The organism is Rhodococcus sp. Z13_19A (assembly GCF_058133575.1).
The window spans coordinates 658,207-681,734 of the sequence record NZ_JBYUNN010000002.1; the positions used below are offsets into that span (position 1 = coordinate 658,207).

The 23,528-nt window shown below is 72.8% G+C and carries 24 protein-coding genes; 12 read left to right on the forward strand and 12 right to left on the reverse strand.

Features of this window, described 5'->3' with window-relative positions:
• Positions 1-53 precede the first annotated feature (53 nt).
• From fabG to AC3YNX_RS09845, 7 genes are all read left to right on the forward strand, one after another.
• Positions 54-812 carry a 3-oxoacyl-ACP reductase FabG gene (fabG, locus tag AC3YNX_RS09815; RefSeq protein WP_489995343.1) on the forward strand — a complete coding sequence of 253 codons (759 nt, stop codon included), beginning with the start codon at positions 54-56 and terminating at the stop codon, positions 810-812.
• A 43-nt stretch (positions 813-855) separates the two neighbouring features.
• The gene (locus AC3YNX_RS09820) at positions 856-2,067 is read left to right on the forward strand and encodes a glycosyltransferase (RefSeq protein ID WP_489995344.1); all 1,212 of its coding nucleotides are present in this window, start codon (positions 856-858) and stop codon (positions 2,065-2,067) included.
• Positions 2,058-2,252, forward strand: coding sequence for a DUF3046 domain-containing protein (locus AC3YNX_RS09825; RefSeq protein ID WP_127782414.1), 195 nt, complete (start codon positions 2,058-2,060; stop codon positions 2,250-2,252). Before AC3YNX_RS09820 ends, AC3YNX_RS09825 begins: the two co-directional genes overlap by 10 nt.
• Positions 2,253-2,358: 106 nt before the next feature.
• On the forward strand, positions 2,359-3,615 hold the full coding sequence (locus tag AC3YNX_RS09830; protein WP_489995508.1) for a multidrug effflux MFS transporter: 1,257 nt from the start codon (positions 2,359-2,361) through the stop codon (positions 3,613-3,615).
• 202 nt (positions 3,616-3,817) lie between these two features.
• Complete coding sequence (recA, locus tag AC3YNX_RS09835) at positions 3,818-4,855, forward strand: recombinase RecA (protein ID WP_127782415.1); 1,038 nt, start codon at positions 3,818-3,820, stop codon at positions 4,853-4,855.
• A 5-nt stretch (positions 4,856-4,860) separates the two neighbouring features.
• Positions 4,861-5,361, forward strand: coding sequence for a regulatory protein RecX (locus tag AC3YNX_RS09840; protein ID WP_489995345.1), 501 nt, complete (start codon positions 4,861-4,863; stop codon positions 5,359-5,361).
• A gap of 10 nt (positions 5,362-5,371) precedes the next feature.
• Positions 5,372-6,103, forward strand: coding sequence for a phosphatase PAP2 family protein (locus tag AC3YNX_RS09845; RefSeq protein ID WP_489995346.1), 732 nt, complete (start codon positions 5,372-5,374; stop codon positions 6,101-6,103).
• Between the two features lie 14 nt (positions 6,104-6,117).
• Here the strand turns inward: AC3YNX_RS09845 and AC3YNX_RS09850 are convergent, their stop codons facing one another.
• The 5 genes from AC3YNX_RS09850 to AC3YNX_RS09870 form a co-directional block, all read right to left on the reverse strand.
• On the reverse strand, positions 6,118-6,327 hold the full coding sequence (locus AC3YNX_RS09850; RefSeq protein ID WP_489995347.1) for a hypothetical protein: 210 nt from the start codon (positions 6,325-6,327) through the stop codon (positions 6,118-6,120).
• A gap of 442 nt (positions 6,328-6,769) precedes the next feature.
• A complete protein-coding gene (locus tag AC3YNX_RS09855; RefSeq protein ID WP_489995348.1) occupies positions 6,770-7,678 on the reverse strand; it encodes an amino acid ABC transporter permease in 909 nt (302 codons plus the stop codon).
• Positions 7,675-8,325 (reverse strand): amino acid ABC transporter permease, encoded by a 651-nt coding sequence (locus AC3YNX_RS09860; protein WP_127782420.1) that lies wholly within the window; start codon positions 8,323-8,325, stop codon positions 7,675-7,677. Before AC3YNX_RS09860 ends, AC3YNX_RS09855 begins: the two co-directional genes overlap by 4 nt.
• 97 nt (positions 8,326-8,422) lie before the next feature.
• The gene (locus tag AC3YNX_RS09865; protein ID WP_127782421.1) at positions 8,423-9,313 is read right to left on the reverse strand and encodes a glutamate ABC transporter substrate-binding protein; all 891 of its coding nucleotides are present in this window, start codon (positions 9,311-9,313) and stop codon (positions 8,423-8,425) included.
• 97 nt (positions 9,314-9,410) lie between these two features.
• Positions 9,411-10,130 carry an amino acid ABC transporter ATP-binding protein gene (locus AC3YNX_RS09870; protein ID WP_164860699.1) on the reverse strand — a complete coding sequence of 240 codons (720 nt, stop codon included), beginning with the start codon at positions 10,128-10,130 and terminating at the stop codon, positions 9,411-9,413.
• A gap of 338 nt (positions 10,131-10,468) precedes the next feature.
• On the opposite strand from AC3YNX_RS09870, the gene miaB reads away from it, so the two are divergent.
• Both miaB and AC3YNX_RS09880 read left to right on the forward strand, forming a co-directional pair.
• A complete protein-coding gene (gene miaB / locus AC3YNX_RS09875) occupies positions 10,469-11,935 on the forward strand; it encodes a tRNA (N6-isopentenyl adenosine(37)-C2)-methylthiotransferase MiaB (RefSeq protein ID WP_489995349.1) in 1,467 nt (488 codons plus the stop codon).
• A gap of 64 nt (positions 11,936-11,999) precedes the next feature.
• Positions 12,000-12,533 carry an Rv2732c family membrane protein gene (locus tag AC3YNX_RS09880; protein ID WP_127782424.1) on the forward strand — a complete coding sequence of 178 codons (534 nt, stop codon included), beginning with the start codon at positions 12,000-12,002 and terminating at the stop codon, positions 12,531-12,533.
• Between the two features lie 115 nt (positions 12,534-12,648).
• On the opposite strand, the gene AC3YNX_RS09885 is transcribed toward AC3YNX_RS09880, so the two are convergent.
• A complete protein-coding gene (locus AC3YNX_RS09885; RefSeq protein ID WP_127782425.1) occupies positions 12,649-14,028 on the reverse strand; it encodes a DUF349 domain-containing protein in 1,380 nt (459 codons plus the stop codon).
• 144 nt (positions 14,029-14,172) lie between these two features.
• Here AC3YNX_RS09885 and AC3YNX_RS09890 point away from each other — a divergent pair, with 144 nt between their 5' ends.
• A complete protein-coding gene (locus AC3YNX_RS09890; RefSeq protein WP_489995350.1) occupies positions 14,173-14,904 on the forward strand; it encodes a class III extradiol ring-cleavage dioxygenase family protein in 732 nt (243 codons plus the stop codon).
• Positions 14,892-15,836 carry a tRNA (adenosine(37)-N6)-dimethylallyltransferase MiaA gene (gene miaA / locus AC3YNX_RS09895; protein WP_489995351.1) on the forward strand — a complete coding sequence of 315 codons (945 nt, stop codon included), beginning with the start codon at positions 14,892-14,894 and terminating at the stop codon, positions 15,834-15,836. The genes AC3YNX_RS09890 and miaA overlap by 13 nt, the downstream gene beginning before the upstream one ends.
• Here the strand turns inward: miaA and AC3YNX_RS09900 are convergent.
• The 6 genes from AC3YNX_RS09900 to aceB are packed head-to-tail and all read right to left on the reverse strand — an operon-like array spanning position 15,833 to position 22,430.
• Positions 15,833-16,147 (reverse strand): transcriptional regulator, encoded by a 315-nt coding sequence (locus AC3YNX_RS09900; protein WP_489995352.1) that lies wholly within the window; start codon positions 16,145-16,147, stop codon positions 15,833-15,835. The genes miaA and AC3YNX_RS09900 overlap by 4 nt on opposite strands.
• Positions 16,144-16,629, reverse strand: a complete 486-nt coding sequence (locus tag AC3YNX_RS09905; RefSeq protein WP_489995353.1) for a hypothetical protein — start codon at positions 16,627-16,629, stop codon at positions 16,144-16,146. The genes AC3YNX_RS09900 and AC3YNX_RS09905 overlap by 4 nt, the downstream gene beginning before the upstream one ends.
• Before the next feature lie 44 nt (positions 16,630-16,673).
• Positions 16,674-18,071, reverse strand: coding sequence for a (Fe-S)-binding protein (locus AC3YNX_RS09910; protein ID WP_489995354.1), 1,398 nt, complete (start codon positions 18,069-18,071; stop codon positions 16,674-16,676).
• Complete coding sequence (locus tag AC3YNX_RS09915) at positions 18,071-19,315, reverse strand: FAD-binding oxidoreductase (protein WP_489995355.1); 1,245 nt, start codon at positions 19,313-19,315, stop codon at positions 18,071-18,073. Before AC3YNX_RS09915 ends, AC3YNX_RS09910 begins: the two co-directional genes overlap by 1 nt.
• Positions 19,305-20,810: an FAD-linked oxidase C-terminal domain-containing protein gene (locus AC3YNX_RS09920; protein ID WP_489995356.1), complete on the reverse strand. Its 1,506-nt coding sequence runs from the start codon at positions 20,808-20,810 to the stop codon at positions 19,305-19,307. Before AC3YNX_RS09920 ends, AC3YNX_RS09915 begins: the two co-directional genes overlap by 11 nt.
• Positions 20,811-20,816: 6 nt before the next feature.
• On the reverse strand, positions 20,817-22,430 hold the full coding sequence (aceB, locus tag AC3YNX_RS09925) for a malate synthase A (RefSeq protein ID WP_489995357.1): 1,614 nt from the start codon (positions 22,428-22,430) through the stop codon (positions 20,817-20,819).
• Positions 22,431-22,548: 118 nt separating this feature from the next.
• Between aceB and dapF the strand changes: the two genes are divergently transcribed.
• On the forward strand, positions 22,549-23,391 hold the full coding sequence (gene dapF, locus AC3YNX_RS09930; RefSeq protein ID WP_489995358.1) for a diaminopimelate epimerase: 843 nt from the start codon (positions 22,549-22,551) through the stop codon (positions 23,389-23,391).
• Positions 23,392-23,528: the final 137 nt, after the last annotated feature.

Consider the following 23,528-nt stretch of genomic DNA (forward strand, 5'->3'; position numbering starts at 1 on the left):
TTAGGTTGGCCGCAGCGCAAGGCGACTGGACACGCAGAGGGGCTGGGGCAGCAATGGGACGGTTCGACGGACGAGTGGCGATCGTGAGCGGCGCGGGTCAGGGCATCGGAGCTGGCATCGCCGCCCGCCTGGCGTCGGAGGGGGCCGCAGTGGGGGTGCTCGACCTCAACGCCGACGCCGCCAGCTCCTCGGCGGAGGCCATCACCCTCGCCGGCGGCACGGCGGTGGGCATCGGCGCCGACGTCACCTCCGAGGAGGGCGTCAACGCCGCCGTCGGCCAGGTGGTCCGCGAGCTGGGCGGGCTGGACATCGTGGTGAACAACGCCGGCATCACTCGCGACAACATGCTGTTCAAGATGAGCGTGGAGGACTTCGACCTGGTGCTGGCGGTGCACCTGCGCGGCACCTTCCTGCTCACCAAGGCCGCCCAGCGCCACCTGGTGGAGCAGCGCTACGGCCGCATCGTGAACCTGTCCAGCCGCTCGGCGCTGGGCAACCGAGGCCAGGCCAACTACGCCTCGGCCAAGGCCGGGGTCATCGCCTTCACCGCCACCGCCGCTCTCGAGCTCGGCCCCTTCGGGATCACCGTCAACGCGGTGGCCCCGGGCTACATCGCCACCGACATGACCGCGGCCACCGCGCGGCGGCTGGGCATGGACCCCGAGGAGCACCAGAAGCTGGCCGCCGAGCAGATCCCGGTGCGCCGCGTGGGGACACCGGACGACATCGCCGCCGTGGTGGCGTTCTTCGCCAGCGAGGAGGCCGGCTACGTGAGCGGGCAGACGCTGCACGTCAACGGCGGGCAGCGCTGACCGACGGCGGCCCCACCCACCCCCGCCTGACACACTCAGCCCCGTGCGCGTAGCGGTGGTGGCCGGCCCCGACCCGGGGCACGCGTTCCCGGCCATGGCGCTGTGCCTGCGCCTGCAGGCCGCCGGGGACGAGCCGGTGCTGTTCACCAGCCCCCGCTGGCAGGACGCCGCCGCCCGCGCCGGCGTGCCGTGGCGGCGCCTGCCCGGCCTGGCGCCCCGCCCCGGCGACGACGACGCCGATCCCGGCCAGCGGATGCACGGCCGGGCGGCGTACATGTCCACCGTGCTGGTGCCCGAGCTGCACGCGCTGCGCCCGGACCTGGTGGTGGGTGACGTGCTCACCGCGGCGGGCGGGCTGGCCGCGGAACGTCTCGGACTGCCGTGGGTGGAGCTCTGCCCGCACCCGCTCTACCTGCCCTCGCGTGGGCTGCCGCCGGTGGGCAGCGGGCTGGCGGTGGGCACCGGCGTCGGCGGCCGGGCGCGCGACGCCCTGCTGCGGGCGATGGCCGCCCGCTCCACCCGGAAGGGCCGGCGCCAGCGTGCCGCGGCCCGGGCCTCGGTGGGCCTGCCCGTGCGCGATCCCGGTCCGACGGCGCGGCTGGTGGCCACGCTGCCTGCGCTGGAGGTGCCCCGGCCCGACTGGCCGGAGCGCACCCACGTGGTGGGCCCGCTGCAGTGGGACCCGCAGGAGGCTGAGCTGGCGCTGCCGCCGGGGTCCGACCCGCTGGTGTTCCTCTCCCCGTCCACCGCCGAGGGCGGCACCCTGGGCGTGCTCGAGGCGGCGCTGGCCGGGCTGAGCGGAGTGCGCGTGGTGGCCACGGTGCTGGACCCGGACCCGACGCTGGAGGTGCCCGGCTGGGCGAGCGTGGGCACTGGCCGGCAGGACACCCTGCTGGCCGCGGCGAGCGTGGCGGTGATCGGCGGCGGGCACGGCATGCTGGCCAAGGCGCTGGCCGCGGGCGTGCCCGCGGTGCTGGTGCCCGGTGGGGGCGACCAGTGGGAGCTGGCCAACCGGGCGGCCAGGCAGGGCAGCGCCGTCATCGTCCGCCCGCTGACGCCCGAGCGCCTGGCTGCCGTCGTGCAGCAGGTGCTGGCCGAGCCCGCCCACGCCGCCGCCGCGCAGCGGGCCGCCCGCAGCCTCGACGCGGTGCGCGCCGACGCCGTCACCGTCTGCCGGGATGCCGCGGGCGTGCGGCCGCTGAGCCCGGGATGCGCCGGGCGGCTGTCGACTTCTACGGTGACCGGATGCGACTGACAGAGTTCCGCGAGCTGGTCGCCCTGGAGTTCGGGCCGCAGCGCGGCGACATGCTGGTGGCCGACCACGTCCTGGGCGCCCTCGGTGGCCGCACCGCTGACCAGGCCATCGAGGCGGGGACGGATCCCCGTGAGGTGTGGCGCGCGCTGTGCGCGGAGATGGACGTCCCGCCCGAGCGCTGGTGATCTCGGAGACCGTGGCGGCCCGTAGGGTGCTGCGGTCAGCTGACCGGGATCTCGAGGAGCGTGCGTGCCGAAGAAGAACGCCCGGGAGCGGGCCATCTCCGTTCCCATGCTGTGCGTGCTGGCGCTGTTGTCCGCGGTGGCGCCGCTGGCCACGGACATGTACCTGCCCGGGCTGCCGGAGGTCTCCGACGACCTCGGGGCGACCGCCAGCAGCGTGCAGCTGACCATCACCACGTTCCTCGCGGGTCTGGCCATCGGGCAGCTGGTGATCGGCCCGCTCTCCGACGGCATCGGCCGACGGCGGCTGCTCATCGGCGGTACCGCCCTCTGCGCGGTGGCCGGGGTGCTCTGCGCCACGGCACCCACGGTGGAGGTGCTGGTAGCCACCCGCTTCCTGCAGGGCTTCTCCGGCGCGGCGGGCATCGTGCTGGCCCGCGCGGTGATCGCCGACCGGGCCAGCGGCACCGCGGCGGCCAAGCTGTTCAGCGTCATGATGATCATCGGCGGCGTCGCCCCGGTGATGGCCCCGCTGGCGGGGGGTGCGCTGATCGGGCCGATCGGGTGGCGCGGGGTGTTCTGGGTGCTGACCGGGCTGGCGGTGGTGATGCTGGTCGGCGTGCTGCTCCTGGTGCCGGAGACCCTGCCCGCCGACCGCCGGCACGGCGCCGGGTTTGCCGCCCTCGGCCGCAACGCCCGCTACGTGCTCACCAACCGCCGCTTCCTGGGCTACACGCTGGTGTTCGCCAGCGGCTTCGGGGCCTTGTTCTCCTACATCTCGCAGTCCACGTTCGTGGTGCAGGACCTGCTCGGACTGTCGCCGGGCATGTTCTCGGTGGTGTTCGCCTGCAACGCCGCCGGCCTGGTGGGGGCCAACATCATCAACACCCGGCTGATCGGCAGGGTGTCGCCGCGGCGGCTGCTCACCGGTGGCGTCACCGCGCTGACCGCGGCCGGGGTGCTGCTGCTGGCCGTGGTGACCGTGGGTGGGTCGGCGCAGTGGGCGCTGCTGGGGGCGATGTTCTGCGTCACCGCCAGCATCGGCTTCATCTTCGGCAACGCCACCGCCCTGGCGCAGGCCCAGGTGCCGCGGGCAGCCGGGACCGGCTCCGCGGTGATGGGGGCGCTGCAGTTCACCGTGGGCGCGGCCGTGTCTCCGCTGGTCGGCATCGCCGGGCCGGACACCGCCGTGCCGATGGCGATCTCCATCCTGGTGATGGGCGTGGCGGCGACGACGGCGCTGCACACCCTGGCCCGCGCCGAGCACGGAGGTCCCGGTGCCGCAGGTCAGCCAGTGCCAGCACAGCACCGCGCGGCGCAGGCGCCGGCGGGTGCGCAGGCTGCTGCCGGGGTCGAGCACCCGTAGCTCCCTCCCGACGCGCCTCGTCCGGCGTGTCGAAAACCAGGTACCACACTCGAACACCTGTTCGTCTACGCTGGGGCACGTTCGGTTGAGGTTGTCCCCAGCGACGGGGCTCGTCCACAGCCGCGGACGATCCACCAAAACCGTCGGTGCCCGGTCCTACCGTTCACGCCGACCCGAACAGAGCACCAACGAGGAGACCCCGATGGCTCAAGCACCCGACCGCAACAAGGCGCTCGACCTGGCCCTGGCGCAGATCGACAAGAACTTCGGCAAGGGCTCGGTGATGCGTCTCGGTGACGAGGCCCGCGTGCCCATCGCCGTCATCCCCACCGGCTCCCTCGCGCTGGACGTCGCGCTCGGCATCGGCGGCCTGCCCCGTGGCCGGGTCATCGAGATCTACGGCCCGGAGTCCTCCGGCAAGACCACCGTCGCCCTGCACGCCGTGGCCCAGGCGCAGAAGGCCGGCGGCATCGCCGCCTTCGTCGACGCCGAGCACGCGCTCGACCCCGACTACGCGCAGAAGCTGGGCGTGGACACCGACGCGCTGCTGGTCTCCCAGCCCGACACCGGGGAGCAGGCCCTGGAGATCGCGGACATGCTGATCCGCTCCGGTGCGCTGGACATCCTGGTCATCGACTCCGTGGCGGCCCTGGTGCCCCGCGCCGAGATCGAGGGCGAGATGGGGGACAGCCACGTCGGCCTGCAGGCCCGGCTGATGAGCCAGGCCCTGCGCAAGATGACCGGCGCGATGAGCAACTCCGGCACCACGGTGATCTTCATCAACCAGCTGCGCGAGAAGATCGGCGTCATGTTCGGCTCGCCGGAGACCACCACCGGTGGCAAGGCGCTCAAGTTCTACGCCTCGGTCCGCATGGACATCCGGCGCATCGAGACCCTGAAGGACGGCACCGACGCCGTGGGCAACCGCACCCGCGTCAAGGTGGTCAAGAACAAGGTGGCCCCGCCCTTCAAGCAGGCGGAGTTCGACATCCTCTACGGCCACGGCATCAGCCGGGAGGGTTCGCTCGTCGACATGGGCGTCGAGCACGGCATCGTCCGCAAGTCGGGTGCTTGGTACACCTACGAGGGTGACCAGCTGGGTCAGGGCAAGGAGAACGCCCGCAAGTTCCTGCTGGAGAACCCCGACGTCGGCAACGACATCGAGAAGAGGGTCAAGGAGAAGCTCGGCATCGGCGCCGTGGTCACCGACGAGGTCGCCCCCGCGCCGGTCGACTTCTGAGCACGGTGAGCACTGAGGAGGACGTCCGCGAGGCGTGCCTACAGCTGCTCACCGTCCGGCAGCGCAGCCGCGCCGAGCTCGAGCAGCGGCTGCGTCGCAAGGGCTTCGAGGACGACCACATCGCACCGGTGCTGGACAAGCTCACCGAGGTCGAGCTGATCGACGACCAGGCGTTCGCCCGCACCTGGGTGCAGTCGCGGCACGAGTACTCCGGCAAGGGCAAGCGTGCGCTGGCCGCCGAGCTGCGGCTCAAGGGTGTGGCGGACTCCGTCGCCGCGGAGGCACTGAGCCACGTCGACGAGGAGTCCGAGGAGCTGCGGGCGCGCGAGCTGGTGCGCAAGCGGCTGCGCACGCTCACGGTGGACGACACCGCTGCGGCCACCCGCAAGCTGGTGGGCATGCTCGCCCGCCGCGGGTACAGCCAGGGGCTGGCGTTCCGGGTGGTCTCCGACGAGCTCACCGCGGCAGGCGCAGCCACGGACGAGTACACCGAGGACAGTCCGTAGGCTTTTGCCCATGGGGCAACCGACGACCAACACCAACAAGCTCCCCGACGTCAGGGTCCCGCGGTGGGTGCCGCCGGTCCTGGTGCTGGGTCTGCTGGTCCTGTGGGTCCAGGTGGTGTGGGGTGGCCCGATCATCACCCTGGACGAGGCGGTGCAGCGCCACTTCGCCACCCGGCAGAACACCCCGTGGGCTGAGCTGGCGCAGGTCATCACCCACCTGGGCGACCCACCGGTGGCCATCTTCCTGCTGCTGCTCGGAGTCGCCGTGCTCTGCGGGCGACGCCAGTACTGGGTGCCGATGATCTTCGCGGGCAGCGCATCGTTGCTGCTGGTGGTGGCCGTGCTCTCGCTCAAGCACCTGGTCGGGCGCCCCGGCCTCGACGGGGAGACGGGCGTGCTCTGGCCCTCCGGGCACACCACTACCGCCACCGTGGTCTACGGCGTCGTCGCGTGCCTGCTCGCCCCGCGCTGGCGACGGTCGGCGTGGGCGCTAGCCGTGGGAGTGCCGGCGCTGGTCGGGATGTCGTTGGTGGTGCGTGACTTCCACTGGGTGGCCGACGTGCTCGCCGGCTGGCTGCTGGGACCGCTGCTGATCATCGCTGCCGCGGCCCTCACCCGGGCCTGGGTGCGGGCGGTTCCCACCACTGGCCAGCTGGCTGCAGCCGTGGAGCCAACCGCCACCCAGTCGTCCGCCGACGCGCCCGGCGCACCGCGCCACGACGATGCCCCGGCGCGGCGCTGAGCGACCACCACCCACTACCTGCCGGTGGAGCGTCCGAGGCCACCCAGCTGTAGCCGCACCACCGCGAGCTCGGCGGTGGTGCTCCCGGTGGGCACCAGGACCTTCGGGTGCCGCCGTCCGCGCCAGCCGAGCACCAGGTGCCCGTGCCACGGCACCGGCACCGCCCGGTCGTCGACCACCACGGTGCGCACCTCGCGCGCGGCCCGGAGCAGCGCCCACCGCACCCGCCGCCCTCTTCCCGCGGCGGGCCCGGAGCAGCGCCCACCGCACCCGCCGCCCTCTTCCCGCGGCCACGGCGCCCGACTCGACCACCACCACGGGGCCGCCCAGCACGTCGGTCGGGGGGCGCTCGGCCAGCGTGTCGGCGGAGGCGGCCGCGTGGTGCGCGGCCAGCGGCACCCACTGTGGGTCGGCTCGCCGCAGCACCTGGACGTGGCGCTGCAGCGCCCTGGTGGCACCACCTGTCACGAAGACCGTGACCGCCAGGTCGCCGGCGGTGGTCAGGGCCAGGGCGACCCAGTGGCGGTCAGGACCCGCCGGACGGGCGTCTGGCGCACGGTCGTCCGCCCGTCCCCGCGCCAGCAGCCGCACGCTGTGCTCGTACAGCTCCCCGGGCTGGAACCACTCACCGTCTGCCATGCCGGCAGCCTGCCCGCTGAGCCAGGGTCAGGCGTCGGCGCCGGCGGGTGCGGCCTCAGGGGTGGTGCTGGTGGTGCGGGACACCCGACGCTGCACCAGCTCGGCCAGCTTGCTCAGCGCGTAGTTGATGAGGATGAACATGACGCCGATGACCAGGTAGGTCTGCAGCGGATTGTTCAGGTTCTGGATCAGCAGCCCGCCCTGCTTGAGCAGCTCGATGTAGCCGCCCAGCACCGCGATGAGCGAGGTGTCCTTGAGCACCACCACCACCTGGCTGATCAGCGCCGGCAGCATCACCCGGAACGCCTGGGGCAGCAGCACCAGCCGCAGCGTCTGGCCGTTGGTCAGCCCGATCGCCTCGGCCGCCTCGCGCTGGCCCTTGGGCAGTGACACCACGCCGGAGCGGATGATCTCGGCGAAGATCACCGAGTTGTAGGCCGTCAGGCCGATCACCAGGAACCACAGCAGCTCACCGCCGGGCCAGGAGGACACGTCCAGGCCGATCTCGGGCAGCAGCTTGGAGGTGAGGTAGATAGTGATGATCACCGGCAGGCCACGGAACAGCTCCACCAGCGCGATCAGCGGGATGCGGGTGACCTTGCCGGCTGACAGCCGGGCCACGCCGATGATGGTGCCCACCACCAGCGACAGCACGATGGCCAGCGCGGCGGCCTTGAGGGTGTTGGCCAGGCCCTGGCCGAGCAAGTTCCACACGTCGGGGAAGTCGGCGTTGGTGGGGTCGAGCAGCGGGGCCCACTTGTCGGACTCGAACTGGCCGTTGTCGGCCAGCCGCAGCCCCGCCAGCGCCAGCAGCGCCGCGATGGCGACGGCGGCCAGCACGCTGAAGATCAGCACGCGGCGCCGGGTGCGGGGCCCGGGGACGTCGAAGAGGACCGCGCTGCCAGTGGGCGCGGTACGACTCAGGAGCTTGCTCATCGGGCGATCGCCACCTTGCGCTCGAGGACCTGCAGCAGCACGCCGGAGGGAATGGTGATGATGAGGTAGCCGATGGCGACACCGACGAACACCGGCAGCGCCGCGTAACCCTGGGCGCTGGTCAGGCTGGCGCCCACGCTCCACAGGTCACCGGCGACGCCGAGGGCACCGACCACGGCCGAGTTCTTGAACATCGCGATGATGACGCTGCCCAGCGGAGGCACCACGCTGCGCAGCGCCTGGGGCAGCACCACCAGCGCCAGCACCTGGCTGAAGCCCAGCCCGATGGAGCGGGCAGCCTCGGCCTGCCCCGGCGGCACGGAGTTCACCCCGCTGCGCACCGCCTCGCAGACGAACGCCGAGGTGTAGAGCACCAGGCCGATGAGGCCGAAGGTGAAGTAGCTGGCGTTCACGCCCAGCTCGGGCATGCCGAAGGCGATGAAGAACAGCACCACGGTCAGCGGGGTGTTGCGGAAGATGGTGACGTAGGCGGTGCCGAACCAGCGCAGCGTGGGAACCGGGGAGACCCGGAAGGACGCCAGCACGGTGCCGAGCACCAACGAGCCGACCATGGCGAGCATGCAGATCAGGAACGACTTCTGCAGCCCCGACCAGTACAGGTCGAGGTTGTCGGTGATCGCGTTCACGCGCGGGTGCCTCCAGGCGGTGCGGAGCTGGTCATCAGGAGCAGGGGGAGAGCCTCGGTGCGGGCCACGTGCGAGCGGCCCGCACCGAGGCGACCAGCTAGCTGCAGGCGGCCAGCGCGGGCAGCTCGGGGGTCTGGGCGCCCTCGACCTCGCCGGCGGTGTCCTTCCACGCCTTCTCGTAGGCGCCGGACTCCTTGGCCTTGGTCAGCTGCTCGTGGATGAACTGGCAGAACGGGACGTCGCCCTTGGCGATGCCGATGCCGTAGGGCTCCTGGGTGAACTGCTCACCGGTGAGCTTGAAGTCGTCCTTGGCGCCGGCGACGAAGCCCAGCAGGATGACGTTGTCGGTGGTGACAGCCTGCACCTGGCCGGTGCGGAGAGCATCGGCGCACTTGGAGTACACGTCGAAGAGGACCACCTGGTTGGGGTTGGCCACGTACTTCTTGATGTTCTCGCCAGGGGTGGAGCCGGTGACCGAGCAAACCTTGGCGTCGGGGTTGGTCTTCAGCGAGTCCGGGCCGGTGATCGTGGTGTCGTCCTTGTCCACCATCAGCTGCTGGCCGGCGACGTAGTACGGGCCCGCGAAGGAGACGCGCTCCTTGCGCTTGTCGTTGATGGTGTACGTGGCCACCACCATGTCGACCTTCTTGGTCTCGATGAGCTCCTCGCGGCGGGCCGACGGAGCCTCGGTGAACTCGATGGCGTCGGGCTGCAGGCCCAGCCCGGCGGCGACGATCTGCGCCATCTGCACGTCGAAGCCCTCGTACTTGCCCGACAGCCCCTGCTTGCCGAAGCCGGGCTGGTCGAACTTGATGCCGACCCGCAGCTTGCCCGAGCTGGCCACGCTCGCCATGGTGGTGCCCTCGGCGAAGGTGGGCTTGTCGGCCACCGGCGCCGCGCTCTCGTCACTGCTGCTGCTGCCGCAGGCAGTCATCACCAGGGTGAGCAGCGTGGCACCTGCCGCTGCCTTGATCACTCGACGTCGCATGGTGTTCCCGTTTCTGCTCGTCCGCGATTCGCGGTGGGTGTCGCTCGCCAGGGGTCCTGGGGGCGGTCTGGGGTGCGGAGGCCGGCTGGGCCTTCGGTCAGTGGCTGATGATCTTGCTCAGGAAGTCCTTGGCGCGGTCGGAGCTGGGGGAGTCGAAGAAGACGTCGGGAGCGGCGTCCTCCACCACCTGGCCGTCGGCCATGAACAGCACGCGGTCCGCGGCCCGACGGGCGAAGCCCATCTCATGGGTCACCACCACCATCGTCATCCCGTCCCTGGCCAGCGAGGTCATCACGTCGAGGACCTCGTTGATCATCTCCGGGTCCAGCGCCGAGGTCGGCTCGTCGAACAGGATCACCTTGGGGTCCATGGCCAGGGCCCGGGCGATGGCCACTCGCTGCTGCTGACCACCGGAGAGCTGCGCGGGCATCTTGTCGGCCTGCTCGGCGATGCCCACCCGGGCGAGCAGCTCGCGGCCCCGCTCGTTGGCCTTCTGCTTGCTCAGCTTGCGCACCTTGATCGGCCCGAGCGTGACGTTGTCCAGGACCGTCTTGTGGGCGAAGAGGTTGAACGACTGGAACACCATGCCGACGTCGGAGCGCAGGGCGGCGAGCGCCTTGCCCTCGTCGGGCAGCGGCACGCCGTCGACGGTGATGGTGCCGCTGTCGATGGTCTCCAGCCGGTTGATGGTGCGGCACAAGGTGGACTTGCCTGAACCGGACGGGCCGATCACCACCACGACCTCACCGGTGTGCACGGTGAGGTTGACGTCCTTGAGCACGTGCAGGTCACCGAAGTGCTTGTTGACCTCGCTCATCACCACCAGCGGCGCCCCGGTGGACCCGCGGCGGGCGGGCTGGTCCGACGACTTGCCGAGAGGCACAGCGGTGCCGCTCTGATCGCTGGACGCGTCCTGGGTGGCGTGCGCGTTGGTCATGGCGGGGAAGGTACCGCAGCGGGAGGCGCCGAGTCGCCCACCGCCGCTGTGTCAGGTAAGGCGTTATGCAACGTTCACACGAGCACGAGGGGGTCGCCGCCCGCGCGGTGCACGCCACCGCGGGCCGTAGCCTGGCCGGTGTGGAACACGCAGTGACAGGATCGGCCGGGTCAGCCGCGCACTCAGCGCTGTCCATGGAAGCGTCAGCGGCACAACCGATGCCGGCCCAGGGGGAGGGGCGCAGCTACCAGGTGCGCACCTACGGCTGCCAGATGAACGTGCACGACTCCGAGCGCCTCGCCGGGATGCTGGAGGCCGCCGGCTACACCGCCGCCGACCCGGGTGAGCAGGCTGACGTAGTGGTGCTCAACACGTGCGCGGTGCGGGAGAACGCCGACAACAAGCTCTACGGCAACCTCGGCCACCTCGCCTCCACCAAGGCCGCGCACCCGGGCATGCAGATCGCCGTCGGCGGCTGCCTGGCCCAGAAGGACCGCGAGGGCATCGTCAACCGCGCGCCCTGGGTGGACGTGGTGTTCGGCACCCACAACATCGGCTCGCTGCCCACCCTGCTGGAGCGCGCTCGGCACAACGAGCAGGCCCAGGTGGAGATCCTGGAGTCCCTCGACGTCTTCCCGTCCGCGCTGCCGGCCAAGCGGGACTCCGCCTACTCCGGCTGGGTGTCCATCTCGGTGGGCTGCAACAACACCTGCACCTTCTGCATCGTGCCCTCGCTGCGCGGCACCGAGGTGGACCGCCGTCCCGGCGACGTGCTCGCCGAGGTGCGCGCCCTGGTGGAGCAGGGGGTGCTGGAGGTCACCCTGCTCGGGCAGAACGTCAACGCCTACGGGGTGTCCTTCGGCGAGCGCAGCGCCTTCGCCGACCTGCTGCGGGCCTGCGGGCAAGTCGACGGCCTGGAGCGGGTGCGCTTCACCTCCCCGCACCCCCGCGACTTCACCGAGGACGTCATCCACGCGATGGCCGAGACGCCGAACGTGTGCCCGCAGCTGCACATGCCGCTGCAGTCCGGCTCCGACCGCATCCTCAAGGCCATGCGCCGCTCCTACCGCAGCGAGCGCTACCTGGGCATCATCGACCGGGTGCGGGAGCTGATGCCGCACGCGGCCATCACCACCGACATCATCGTGGGCTTCCCCGGCGAGACCGAGCAGGACTTCCAGGACACCCTGGAGGTGGTGCGCCGCTCCCGGTTCGCCAGCGCCTTCACCTTCCAGTACTCCCCGCGTCCGGGGACCCCGGCGGCCACCATGGGCGAGCAGGTGCCCAAGGAGGTGGTGACCGAGCGCTACGGCCGGCTGACCGCGCTGCAGGAGGAGATCTCGCTGCAGGCCAACCGTGACCTCATCGGTACTCGCGTGGAGCTGCTGGTGGCCTCGGGCGAGGGCCGCAAGGACGCCAGCACCGCCCGGCTCAGCGGCCGGGCCCGCGACGGTCGGCTCGTGCACTTCGCCACCGGTGGGGCCGAGATCCGCCCCGGCGACGTGGTGGAGACGGTGGTGACCTACGCCGCCCCGTTCCACCTGGTGGCCGACGGTGACCCGTTGTCGCACCGGCGGACCCGGGCCGGGGACAACGCCGCGGCCGCGCGGGCGCCGCAGACCCCCGGCACCGCGACCCCCGGCGTCCTGCTGGGCCTGCCGGTACCCAGGGCTGCACGCGTCTGACCGGGCGAGGACACTGGTCTGCGCTGATCTTCTGCGCTGCCCTGCGCTGATCTCTGGAGGAAGTGTGGACGACAACCGTCGCCGAGAGCTCACCGACGAGGAGCTGCTCGGCATCCGGGACGAGGTCGACTCGGTGGAGCGGCGGGTGACCGGCACCATCGAGCCGGGCCTGCGCGGCATCGTCATCGCGGTCGCGGTGCTCGCCGGGATCCTGTCGATGATCCTGCCGCAGGCGGGCACCGCCACCGGCTGGGACGTGCTGGTGCACGACGACACCGCGGTGGCCGAGGGCGTGATCCTGCCGCTGCGGCTGTTCGCCGGCGGCCTGGTCTTCGTGGTGATCGCCTCCGCCGCGGCGCTGCTGGCCCGGCGCTGGGTGCTGGCCTGGGTGGCCACCCTGGGCAGCGGCTTCGTGTCCTTCCTGGGCCTGCTCGCGGTGTGGTCCCGCCAGACGCTGGCGGTGGACAGCACCGGTGGCGGACCCGGCGTGGGGCTGTTCCTGGCCTGGGCCGCGGTGGCGGTGCTGACCTTCCAGTGGCTGCGCATCGTCTGGACCCGGGTGGAGCTCACCCACGGACGGCCCATCCCCAACAACTAGTCGGCAGAACCACGGGAGCCGGTCACCGCGATGCGGTGACCGGCTCCCGTGCTGTGGTGCTGGTTGCTGGAGCGCCTGCTCCGTGCCGGTTACTGGAGCGCCTGCTCCGTGCTGGTTACTGGAGCGCCTGCTCCGCGGTCTGCGCCCACTCGCGCCACTGCGCCGCCTGCGCCTCGGCCTCCTCGGCCCGCTTGACCTTGCCCGCGGCACGGGCCTTGGCGGCCTGCTCCTCCAGGTGGGTGGCCCGCTCGTGGAACTGCGCCGCCCGGGCCTGGGCCTCGGGGTCGGTGCGCTGCCACTGCTTGTCGGTGGCCTCGCGCACGCGCTGCTCCACCGCGCGCATCCGGCCCTCGAGCTCCTGCATGCGGTCGCGCGGCACCTTGCCGATGTCGTCCCAGCGCTCCTGCAGCGAGCGCAGCGCGTTGCGCGCCCCCTCCAGGTCGGTGGCCGGGTCGAGCTGCTCCGCCGCGACCAACAGCTCTTCCTTGGCCACCGCGTTGGCGGTGAACTCCTCGTCGCGCTCGGCCGCAGCGGCGTTGCGGGCGGCGAAGAACACGTCCTGCGCGGCCTTGAACCGCTGCCACAGCGCATCCTCGGCCTCGCGGGGAGCGCGGCCGGTGCCCTTCCACTCCGCCATCAGGTCGCGGAAGCGGCCCGCGGTGGGGCCCCAGTCGGTGGAGCCGGACAGCGACTCGGCCTCCACCACCAGCTCCTCCTTGCGGGAGCGGGCACCCGCGCGGTCGCGGTCGAGCTCGGCGAAGTGCGCGCCGCGCCGGCGGTTGAACGCCTCCCGGGCCTTGGAGTAGCGCTTCCACAGCGCGTCGTCGGACTTGCGGTCGAGCCCGCGGATGGTCTTCCACTCCTCGAGGATGGCGCGCAGCCGGTCGCCGCTCGCCTTCCACTGGGTGCTCTCCGCCCCGATCTGCTCGGCCTCGGCGGCCAGGGCCTCCTTGCGCGCGGCCTGGGCGGCGCGGGCGGCCTCCTTGCGGCTGCGGTCCGCGGCGGCCTTCTCGTCGGTGACCGTCAGCAGCGCCTCCAGGCGGGCCTGCAGGCTCTCGACGTCGCCGACCACCGCGGCGGTGGGCAGGGTCTCCAGCAGTGCCCGCACCGCCTGCTGGGTGTGCTTGGCGTCGCCGGTGCCGGCCTCCAGCCGCTTCTCCAGCAGCACCACCTCGGTGGCGAGGTCGTCGAAGCGGCGGGCGAAGTGGGCCAGGCCCTCGGCGGGCTCACCGGCCTGCCAGGACCCGACCTGTCGCTCGCCGTCCTTGGTGCGCAGCCACACCCCACCGTCGTCGTCCACCCGGCCGAAGCGGCTGGCGCTGGCAGCGGGAGCGACCGCGCGCGGCGTGGCCGGCGTGGTCGGGGCGGGGGCGGCGGAGGGCCGGGGACCCGGGCGCGGACCGCCCGGCTTGGGCATCCCGGGCTTGGGGCCGGCGGGGCGGGGAGAGTCGCCGGGGGTGGTCGCCTGCTCGGGGGATGCTGGGTTCTCGGTCATTGGCCTGCCTCGTCCTGCCGCGCGTCACGGCTGCCCACGTGCTCGTGCACCCGGCCGGTTCGCCGAGTGCTGTGGCCATTGAAACAGGTAATGGCCCCGGTGAGAACCAAGCAGCGCCCTGACGGTGCACTACCCTCGGCCCCCGTGCTGACCGCAGTGGTGCTCGTGCCTGTTCCTCCGCTGCTGGTTCCCGAGCTGGCCGGCGCCGCCGCGGCCGAGACCGACGACCTTCGCACGGCCTGCCTCCGCGCCACCCGGGTGCTCACCGACCTGGCCTCGCCGTGGACTTCCGTTGGCGTGCACGACACCTCGTGTCGGCTGGGCCCCCCGACGACCGGCTCGTGGCACGGCTACGGCGCGGACGTGACCGTGGCCCTCGGCGCAGGCACTGAGACCTCGTCGACGGAGCTTCCCGATGACCTCCCGCTGCCCGCGCTGGTGGCCGGCTGGCTGCGCGGACAGGTGGCGGCAGAGGCCAGCGTGGACGTGCGCCTGACCGCCGCGGACGCCTCGCCGCAGGAGTGCGCCGAGCAAGGCCGGGCACTGGCCGCCGAGCTGGCCCAGGACCCGCGCCCGCAGGGACTGCTGGTGCTCGGCGACGGCTGCACCACCCTCACCGAGAAGGCGCCGGGTGCGCTCGACGAGCGCGCCGCCGCCCTGCAGGCCGAGCTCGACCACGCGCTGGCCACCGCCGACTGCGGCGCCCTCGCCGCGCTGGACGCGCAGCTGTGCGCGGAGCTCGGCGCGAGTGGTCGGGTGCCCTGGCAGGTCGCCGCAGCCGCGGCCGCGGCCGCCGGGGACGGCTGGCGCACCGAGACCCTCTACCGCGGGGCGCCCTACGGCGTGGGCTACCAGGTGGCGACGTGGCAGCGCTGAGCCCGGGCTCGGCGGTGCCCCGGCCGGTGGCCATCGTGGGGCCCACCGCCACCGGCAAGTCCGAGCTGGCCCTGCAGCTGGCCGAGGAGCTCGGCGGGGAGGTGGTCAACGCCGACGCCCTGCAGCTGTACCGCGGCATGGACATCGGCACCGCCAAGACCCCGCCGGAGCAGCGCCGCGGCATTGTCCACCACCAGCTGGACGTGCTGGAGGTGACCGAGACCGCCAGCGTCGCGCACTACCAGCGCACGGCGCGCGCCGACGTGGAGGCGATCCAAGGACGCGGTGCCGTGCCGGTGATCGTCGGCGGCTCGGGCCTGTACGTGCAGGCGCTGCTGGACGAGCTCACCTTCCCCGCCACCGACCCGGCGGTGCGTGCCCGCTGGGAGGCCGAGCTGGCGGTGCGCGGACCGCTGGAGCTGCACCAGGAGCTGGCCCGGGTGGACGCCGAGGCGGCCCGCAAGCTGCTGCCCTCCGACGGTCGGCGCATCGTGCGGGCGCTGGAGGTGGTGGAGCTGACCGGACAGCCCTTCAGCGCCTCCCGGCCGGAGGTGGGCACCCCGCGCTGGAACACCGTGCTGATCGGTCTGGACCGCGACACCGCCGAGCTGGACGCCCGCATCGAGGCGCGCACCGCGACCATGTTTACCCAGGGGCTGGTGGCGGAGGTGCACCAGCTGCTGGAGCACGGGCTGCGCGAGGGCGTCACCGCGCGCCGGGCGCTGGGCTACTCCCAGGTGCTGGCCGCCCTGGACGGCGAGCACGACCTGGCCGAGGCGCAGCGGGCCACCGCGGCCGGCACCCGCCGCTTCGTGCGCCGGCAGCGCTCGTGGTTCCGCCGCGACCAGCGGGTGCACTGGCTCGACGCCGCCGACCCGGCCCTGCCCGAGCTGGCGCTGCAGCTGCTGCGGCCGGAGCGGCTCCACCCCTAGGACAGGCCGTCGGCGATCTGGGCGAGCGCGGCCAGGTGGGCCTCGAGGGCGGTGCGTCCGGCGGGCGTCAGCGCCACCCAGGTGAGCCTGCGGGAGTCCGCGCGCACGGGGGAGCGCTCCTTGCGCATCGTCACGAATCCCGCCTCGGCGAGCACCCTGAGGTTCTTGGACAGGGTGGCGTCACTGAGCCCGAGGGTGTCCCGGACGACGGCGAACTCCAGCTCGGACACCCACCGCAGCAGGCCACAGACCCGCAGGCGTGCGGGCGAGTGGATGACCTCGTTGAACGCGGGGGAGGTGCGGTCGCTCATGCCCGCTCGGCAGTGGTGCGGGCCAGCTCGCTGCGGAGGACGTCGTCGTAGCGGCGCCCGAGCACCACGGTGGTGACGAGGGCCAGGACGGCGGGCAGCAGCGCCCACCCTGAGGCGAGGCCGGCGAGCTTGCCGAAGGTGGAGGCCACCATGGCCAGCAGGAAGATCCCGGCCGTCAGGAACAGCAGGCGACGGCTGCGCGGGCCGGCAGGCTGGGTGGTGGAGATGCCGTAGCGCCGCCGGTACGTCGTGGTGAGGACCGGGATCGCGATGACGCCGAGGGCCACCAGCACGACGGCTGCTGATCCTGGCAGTGCCTGCGCGCCGACGATGAGCGCCACGATGAGGCCGAGGCTGGGGTGGTACCACCAGGGCGTCACCACCTGCTCGGCCAGCCGGGCGCCGTCCACGTCCAGGCCATCCAGCGCCTGGCGTGCCTGGGCTGGCGTGAGTGCTCCCGCCGGGGCGAAGTCGTTTTCCATGTCGGCAAGTCTACGGTTTGCTTGCCAACAGGGAAAGTCACTTTTCAGGGCAGCTCAGATGCTGGCGGCTGGCGCTGGGTGAGCGTGGCGGCGGGCAGCCCGCGGATGGCGGCGTCGAGCACCTGCACGGTGTGCGCCACCGCCAGCGCGTGCCCGGCCCGCTCGGCGGCGGTGGCGATCTGCATGAGGCAGCCGGGGTTGGCCGTCACCAGCAGCTGCGCCCCGGTGGCGAGGACGGTGGCGGCCTTGCGGTCGCCGAGCTCGTCGGCAGTGGCCGGGTGGAGGACGTTGTAGACGCCGGCGGAGCCGCAGCAGGTGGTGCCGTCGGCGATCTCGCGAACCTCCACCCCCGGGATCTCGCGCAGCAGCGTGCGGGGCTGCGCGCGGACGCCCTGGGCGTGGGCCAGGTGGCAGGCGTCGTGGTAGGCCACCGACAGGTCCAGGCGGTGGCGCGGAGCCACGGTGCCCAGCTCGGCGAGCAGCTCGGAGACGTCGCGGACCTGGTCGCTGAGCAGCGCGGCCCGCTCGGCGTAGTGGGGGTCGTCGCGCAGCAGGTGGGCGTAGTCCTTCATCTGCGAGCCGCAGCCGGCGGCGTTGACCACCACGTGGGTCACCTCTGCGGCCAGGAACGTCTCGATGAGCGCGCGGGCGAACCGAAGGCCCTCCTCCTCCCGGCCCAGGTGCTCGCTCAGCGCTCCGCAGCACTTCTGCCGGGCGGGCGTGTGCACCTCGCACCCCTCCGCGGCCAGCACCCGGGCGGTGGCGGCGTTGACGTCGGGGAAGAACACGCTCTGCACGCAGCCGGTGAGCATGCCGACCACCGCCCGCCGCGGTCCCACCGCGGGGGTCACCTCCGGCACCCGCTCCATCCGGGCCAGGGGTGGGGCCAGCGACTCCATCACCCGCAGCGACGGCGAGAGCCGGTCCAGCAGCCCGGAGCGGCGCAGCACCGGGGACAGCCCGCTGCGCTGGTAGGCGCGCAGCGGCCCGCGCAGCAGCCGCAGCCGGCGCGGGTAGGGGAAGGTGCGGAAGATCAGCCCGCGCAGCAGCCGGTCCCGCCACGGCCGGGTGTGCCGCCGCTCCACCTGCGGACGGACCGCGCCGATCAGCTTGTCGTACTGCACCCCGGAGGGGCACGCGCTGACGCAGGCCATGCAGCCCAGGCAGGCGTCGAAGTGCTGCACCCGTGCCGGGGTCATCGGCTCGCCCTCCAGCCCGGTCTTCATCAGGTGGATGCGGCCGCGCGGGGAGTCCATCTCCTCGCCCCAGAGGGTGTACGTGGGGCAGGAGGGCAGGCAGAAGCCGCAGTGCACGCAGTCGCCGACGAGCGCCTCCGAGGGCGGGTGGTGGCCGTCGAAGGCGGAGGTGGGCTGGGCGTCCTGGGGCGGGCTGGTGGGCTGGTAGCCCACCACCGGCACACCGAGGGACACGTTCTCGGCCATCAGGTACCTCCTGGTCCCCGTCCGGGCGCGAGGGTGTGGCTGGGGTCGAGCTCGTTCTTCACCCGGTGCATCAGCCGCAGCAGCGCCGGCTCCAGCGGGCCCCACACGTCCAGCTGGTGCCCGGCTGGCGCACGCAGCACCAGGGCGGAGCCCTCCACGGCGGTGCACGACGCGCGGGCGGCGTCCAGCAGCACCGGTGCGTCGGCCCCCGTGCAGCCCACCTTGAGCACCCCCACCCCGACCGACCCGCGCACCTGGTGGGCCAGTCCCGGCGCGGCCAGGGCGTCGAGCACGTCGGGCAGGGCGGTGGGTGGGTGGGCCAGCTTGAGCAGCACCTCACCGTCCGGCAGGGCGCCCCAGCCCGGGGGAGGGGTGTCGGCGACGACGGAATGGACGCCGAGCAGCTGGGCGACGGTCTCGGCGCGGGCGACCAGCCCTGCGGCCACCCCCTCCAGCTGCACCGCCATGGTGGTGGCGCCGTCGCGGTCGCGGTGCAGCTGCAGCGCGGTGGGGCTCACCTGCGAGCCGCGCACCGCGGCCAGCGCGGCCGCCGCGGCCGTGCTGCCCGGCGCCGGGGTGCTCACCCAGCACACCGCCTCGGGCAGCGGGCGCAGCCGGAACCAGGCGTCGGTGAGCACGCCGAGGGTGCCGCGGGAGCCGGTGTAGAGCTTGCCCAGGTCGTAGCCGGCGACGTTCTTGACCACCTTGCCGCCGGAGCGGGCGACGGTCGCGTCCCCGGCCACGGTGGTGGTGCCCAGCATCAGGTCGCGGACGGTGCCGTGCTGGTAGCGCTCCGGGCCGGAGAGGTCGGCGGCCACCAGCCCGCCGATGGTGCTGGTGGGCAGCGGTGAGCTCACCGCCAACCGCTGTCCGTGCGGGGCCAGGGCGGCCTGCAGGTCGGCCAGCCGCGCCCCGGCCTGCACGTGCACCACCAGGTCGCCGGCGGCGTGCTCGAGCACGGCGTCCATCCGACCCAGCTCCAGGTGCAGGTCCACCGGTGGGCCGGGCAGCCAGTCCACGGTGCTGGCCCCACCCACCGGCAGCACGGTGGCGTGGGCCTGCCCGGCGGCGCGCAGCACGGCGGCCACCTCGTCGGTGTCGGCCGGGCGCGCGGTCAGCCCGTGGCCGAGCGCTCCGCCGGGGCGCACGTGCTCCGCGCCCACCGCGGCGACCAGTGCCTCGGCCAGCCGCTCGGGGTCGGTGGTGGCCGAGGGGCCGGCGCTGGAGACGTCGCTAGAAGACATCGGCGATCCCTGCCTCCACCAACGGGTGCGCCCGCGTGCGGCGCCCGGGTGCCTCCCCGCACAGCCGGGGGGTGGGAAAGACCTTGCCCGGGTTGCTCAGCGCCTGCGGGTCGAAGGCGCACCGCACCCGCTGCATGGTGTCCAGGTCGGCGGCGGTGAACATCTTGGGCATGTGCTTGGCCTTGTCGGCGCCCACTCCGTGCTCGCCGGTGATCGACCCGCCGTGGCGCAGGCAGAGGTCCAGGATGCCGCCGCTGACCTCCTCGGCACGCTCGGCCTCGCCGGGCTTGGCGGCGTCGAAGAGCACCAGCGGGTGCAGGTTGCCGTCGCCGGCGTGGAAGACGTTGGCCACCCGCACGCCCGCCCCCTCGGCCAGCTCGCGCATGGCGGTGAGCACCTCCGCCAGCGCGGTCCGCGGGATGACTCCGTCCTGCACGATGTAGTCGGGGCTGATGCGGCCCACCGCGGCGAAGGCGGACTTGCGGCCCCGCCAGATGAGGGCGCGCTCGACGTCGTCGGCGGCCACCCGGATCTCGAACGACCCGTTGTCCTGGCAGTGCTGCTGCACCGCGGCGAAGGTGTGCTCGACCTCCGCGGCCGGACCGTCCAGCTCCACCACCAGCACCGCACCCGCACCGTCGGGGTAGCGGCAGTGCACCGCCGCCTCGGCGGCCTCGATGGCGAGGGCGTCCATCATCTCGATCGCCGCGGGCACCACCCCGGAGCTGATGATCGCCGACACCGCGGCCCCGGCGGCGTCGGTGGAGGGAAATCCCGCCAGCAGGGTGCGGACCGTCTCCGGCGTCCGCAGCAGCCGCACCACCACCTTGGTGGCGATGCCGAGGGTGCCCTCGCTGCCGACGAACACCCCGCGCAGGTCGTAGCCGGGGCAGTCGCGGCTGCGCCCGCCGAGCATGAGCAGCTCGCCGTCCGGGGTGACCACCTCCACCCCGAGCACGTGGTTGGTGGTGAAGCCGTACTTCAGGCAGTGCGCCCCGCCGGAGTTCTCCGCCACGTTGCCGCCCACCGAGCACACCTGCTGGCTGGACGGATCAGGGGCGAAGTACCAGCCCAGCGGACCGGTGGCGCGGCTGACGTCGAGGTTGATCACCCCGGGCTCCACCACGGCCAGCTCGTTGTCCACGTCGATCTCCAGGATGCGGCGCATCTGCGAGGTGACGATGAGGATCCCGTCCGCCCGCGGCAGCGCCCCGCCGGAGAGCCCGGTGCCCGAGCCCCGGGCCACGAACGGCACGCCCAGCTCCACGCACACCCGCACGCAGTGCTGCACCTGGGCGGCGTCGGTCGGCAGCGCCACCACCGCCGGGGTGACGCGGTAGTGCGCCAGCCCGTCGCACTGGTAGGTGCTCAGCCGGGTGGGGTCGGTGAGCACGCCCTTCTCGCCCAGCCCCGCGCGCAGCCGCTGCGCCAGCACGTCCACGTCCACCGGCGCGTGCTCGGGCGGCACCGGTGCCTGCTCCACCTCGGTGGTCATGGCTGCTCACGGCATCCGGGCGTAGGCGGGCAGGGTGAGGAACTCCGAGAGGTCGCTGCTCAGCGCCATCTCGGTGAACAGCGCGCGGCCCTGCTCGTAGCCGCCCTGCTGGTAGGCGTCCTCGCCCACGGCCTGCTCGATCTTGGCCAGCTCCTCGTCCACCAGCTGCTGCACCAGCTCGGTGGTCACCTTGGCGCCGCTGGAGAGCACCACGTCGTTGTGCAGCCACTGCCACACCTGGGTGCGGGCGATCTCCGCGGTGGCGGCGTCCTCCATCAGGTTGAAGATCCCCACCGCGCCCTGCCCTCGCAGCCACGCCGAGAGGTACTGGATGCCCACGCTGATGTCGTTGCGCAGCCCCTCCTCGGTGGCCTCGCCCGGGGTGGAGCGCACGTCCAGCAGCTGCTCGGCGGTGACGTGCACGTCCTCCCGCGTGTTCTCCAGCTGGTTGGGCCGCTCGCCGAGGACCTCGGTGAACACCTCGGTGCACAGCCCCACCATGTCCGGGTGTGCCACCCAGGAGCCGTCGAAGCCCGCCCGAGCCTCCCGGGTCTTGTCCTCGGTGACCTTCCTGGTGGCGTTGGCGTTCACCTCCTCGTCGCGGCGGGAGGGGATGAACGCGGCCATGCCGCCGATGGCGTGCGCGCCGCGCTTGTGGCAGGTGCGCACCAGCAGCTCGGTGTAGGCCCGCATGAACGGCGCGGTCATGGTCACCGAGTTGCGGTCGGGCAGCACGAAGTCGGCGCCGCGGTGGGCGAAGCACTTGATGGTGCTGAACAGGTAGTCCCAGCGCCCGGCGTTGCACCCGGCGGAGTGCTCGCGCAGCTCGTGCAGGATCTCCTCCATCTCGAACGCCGCGGGCAGCGTCTCGATGAGCACGGTGGCGCGGATGGTGCCGCGCGGGATGCCAAGGGCCTGCTGGGCGTGCAGGAAGACGTCGTTCCACAGCCGAGCCTCGAGGTGGCTCTCCATCTTGGGCAGGTAGTAGTAGGGGCCCTGGCCCAGCTCGACCTGCTTGCGGCCGCTGGTCACCAGGTACAGCGTGAAGTCGAACAGCGAGCCGGAGACCTCCTCCCCGTCCACCAGCACGTGCTTCTCCGGCAGGTGCCACCCGCGCGGACGCACCACGATGGTGGCCAGCTCCTCCGCCGGGCGCAGCGCGTAGCTCTTGCCGCCCTCGGCGGTGAAGTCGATGGTGCGATCCAGCGCCGCCCGCAGGTTCAGCTGGCCCTGCACCATGTTCGGCCACAGCGGGGTGTTGGCGTCCTCGAAGTCGGCCAGCCACACCTTGGCGCCGGAGTTCAGCGCGTTGATGGTCATCTTGGCGTCGGTGGGGCCGGTGATCTCGGCCCGCCGGTCCACCAGCCCCGGCGCCGGCGGCGCCACCGACCAGCTGTCGTCGCTGCGGACGTCGGCGGTCTCGGCCAGGAAGCCCAGCGTGCCACCGGCGTCCAGGTCGGCCTGGCGGCGCTGGCGGGCCTCGAGCAGCTCACGTCGTCGGGGGTTGAACCGGCGGTGCAGGTCGGCCAGCAGGCCCAGTGCCTCGTCGGTGAGCACGCAGTCGAAGCCCTCCTGGCGCTCGCCACGGACCTCGATGCCGGTGGGTGCTGCGGTGGCCATGGCGTTCCTCCGCACTCCGCAGGACGGAATCGAGCCGCTGATGCATCACGACGGTAGGACTGGCGTGTGACCTGCGCAACAGCAGCGATGGTCGGGGCGCGAACCTAGGATGAGCGCCGTGGACTTCGCCAAGGGGCACGGCACCCAGAACGACTTCGTGGTGCTGCCCGACGTGGACGGGATGCTCGACCTCACCGCCAAGCAGGTGACCGCGCTGTGCGACCGGCGCCGCGGCCTGGGCGCCGACGGCGTGCTGCGGGTGGTGCGCGCCGGCGCGCTGGAGGAGCCCCTCGCCGAGGGGGTGTGCGCCGATGACTGGTTCATGGACTACCGCAACGCCGACGGCTCCATCGCGGAGATGTGCGGCAACGGCGTCCGGGTGTTCGCGCACTACCTGCGGGCCACCGGCCTGGAGCCGCGCGACGAGTTCGTGGTGGGCACCCGAGCCGGCGCCCGGCCGGTGGTGGTGCACGCCGGCGACGGCGCGTTCGGCGAGGTGACCGTGGACATGGGCCCTGCCCGGGTGCTCGGCGGCGGCACCGCCGCCCTGGCCGGGGAGCTCTTCGGCGGTGTGGCCGTGGACCTGGGCAACCCGCACCTGGCCTGCGTCACCGACCGCGACCTCAGCACCTTCGACCTGAGCACCCAGCCCGGCTTCGATGCCACGCTCTTCCCGCACGGGGTGAACATCGAGCTCGTCAGCCCGCTGGCCGGGGGCGAGGTGCACATGCGGGTGTACGAGCGGGGGGTGGGGGAGACCCGCTCCTGCGGCACCGGCACCGTCGCCGCTGCGGTCGCGGCCCTCAAGGTCGCGGGGGCGAGCACCGGGGACGTGGCGGTGAACGTGCTGGGCGGACAGGTGCGGGTGAGCATCTCCGAGCACACCAGCCACCTGCGCGGCCCGTCCGTGCTGCTGGCGCACGGCAGCATCGACCCGCACTGGTGGGCCGCCCCGGCATAGGTTCTGCCCTGGGCATATCTCAGTGGGCAATCATCGCGTTCCGTGGGACCATGGGCGTTGTATGACGAACTCATCCACGTGGGACGACCACGACACAGATGCCCCCATCGACGCCGCTGCCGCGGACGGTGCCCCCT

Bases quoted from the DNA above. Each gene is read 5' to 3' on its own strand.
- AC3YNX_RS09855 (WP_489995348.1), bottom strand. From the start codon at position 7,678: ATGAGCAAGCTCCTGAGTCGTACCGCGCCCACTGGCAGCGCGGTCCTC.
- recA (WP_127782415.1), top strand. From the start codon at position 3,818: ATGGCTCAAGCACCCGACCGCAACAAGGCGCTCGACCTGGCCCTGGCG.
- AC3YNX_RS09830 (WP_489995508.1), top strand. From the start codon at position 2,359: ATGCTGTGCGTGCTGGCGCTGTTGTCCGCGGTGGCGCCGCTGGCCACG.
- AC3YNX_RS09915 (WP_489995355.1), bottom strand. From the start codon at position 19,315: ATGTCTTCTAGCGACGTCTCCAGCGCCGGCCCCTCGGCCACCACCGAC.
- AC3YNX_RS09845 (WP_489995346.1), top strand. From the start codon at position 5,372: ATGGGGCAACCGACGACCAACACCAACAAGCTCCCCGACGTCAGGGTC.
- AC3YNX_RS09920 (WP_489995356.1), bottom strand. From the start codon at position 20,810: ATGACCACCGAGGTGGAGCAGGCACCGGTGCCGCCCGAGCACGCGCCG.
- AC3YNX_RS09910 (WP_489995354.1), bottom strand. From the start codon at position 18,071: ATGGCCGAGAACGTGTCCCTCGGTGTGCCGGTGGTGGGCTACCAGCCC.
- fabG (WP_489995343.1), top strand. From the start codon at position 54: ATGGGACGGTTCGACGGACGAGTGGCGATCGTGAGCGGCGCGGGTCAG.
- AC3YNX_RS09825 (WP_127782414.1), top strand. From the start codon at position 2,058: ATGCGACTGACAGAGTTCCGCGAGCTGGTCGCCCTGGAGTTCGGGCCG.
- miaB (WP_489995349.1), top strand. From the start codon at position 10,469: ATGCCGGCCCAGGGGGAGGGGCGCAGCTACCAGGTGCGCACCTACGGC.
- AC3YNX_RS09865 (WP_127782421.1), bottom strand. From the start codon at position 9,313: ATGCGACGTCGAGTGATCAAGGCAGCGGCAGGTGCCACGCTGCTCACC.
- AC3YNX_RS09905 (WP_489995353.1), bottom strand. From the start codon at position 16,629: ATGGAAAACGACTTCGCCCCGGCGGGAGCACTCACGCCAGCCCAGGCA.
- AC3YNX_RS09900 (WP_489995352.1), bottom strand. From the start codon at position 16,147: ATGAGCGACCGCACCTCCCCCGCGTTCAACGAGGTCATCCACTCGCCC.
- aceB (WP_489995357.1), bottom strand. From the start codon at position 22,430: ATGGCCACCGCAGCACCCACCGGCATCGAGGTCCGTGGCGAGCGCCAG.
- AC3YNX_RS09870 (WP_164860699.1), bottom strand. From the start codon at position 10,130: ATGAGCGAGGTCAACAAGCACTTCGGTGACCTGCACGTGCTCAAGGAC.
- AC3YNX_RS09885 (WP_127782425.1), bottom strand. From the start codon at position 14,028: ATGACCGAGAACCCAGCATCCCCCGAGCAGGCGACCACCCCCGGCGAC.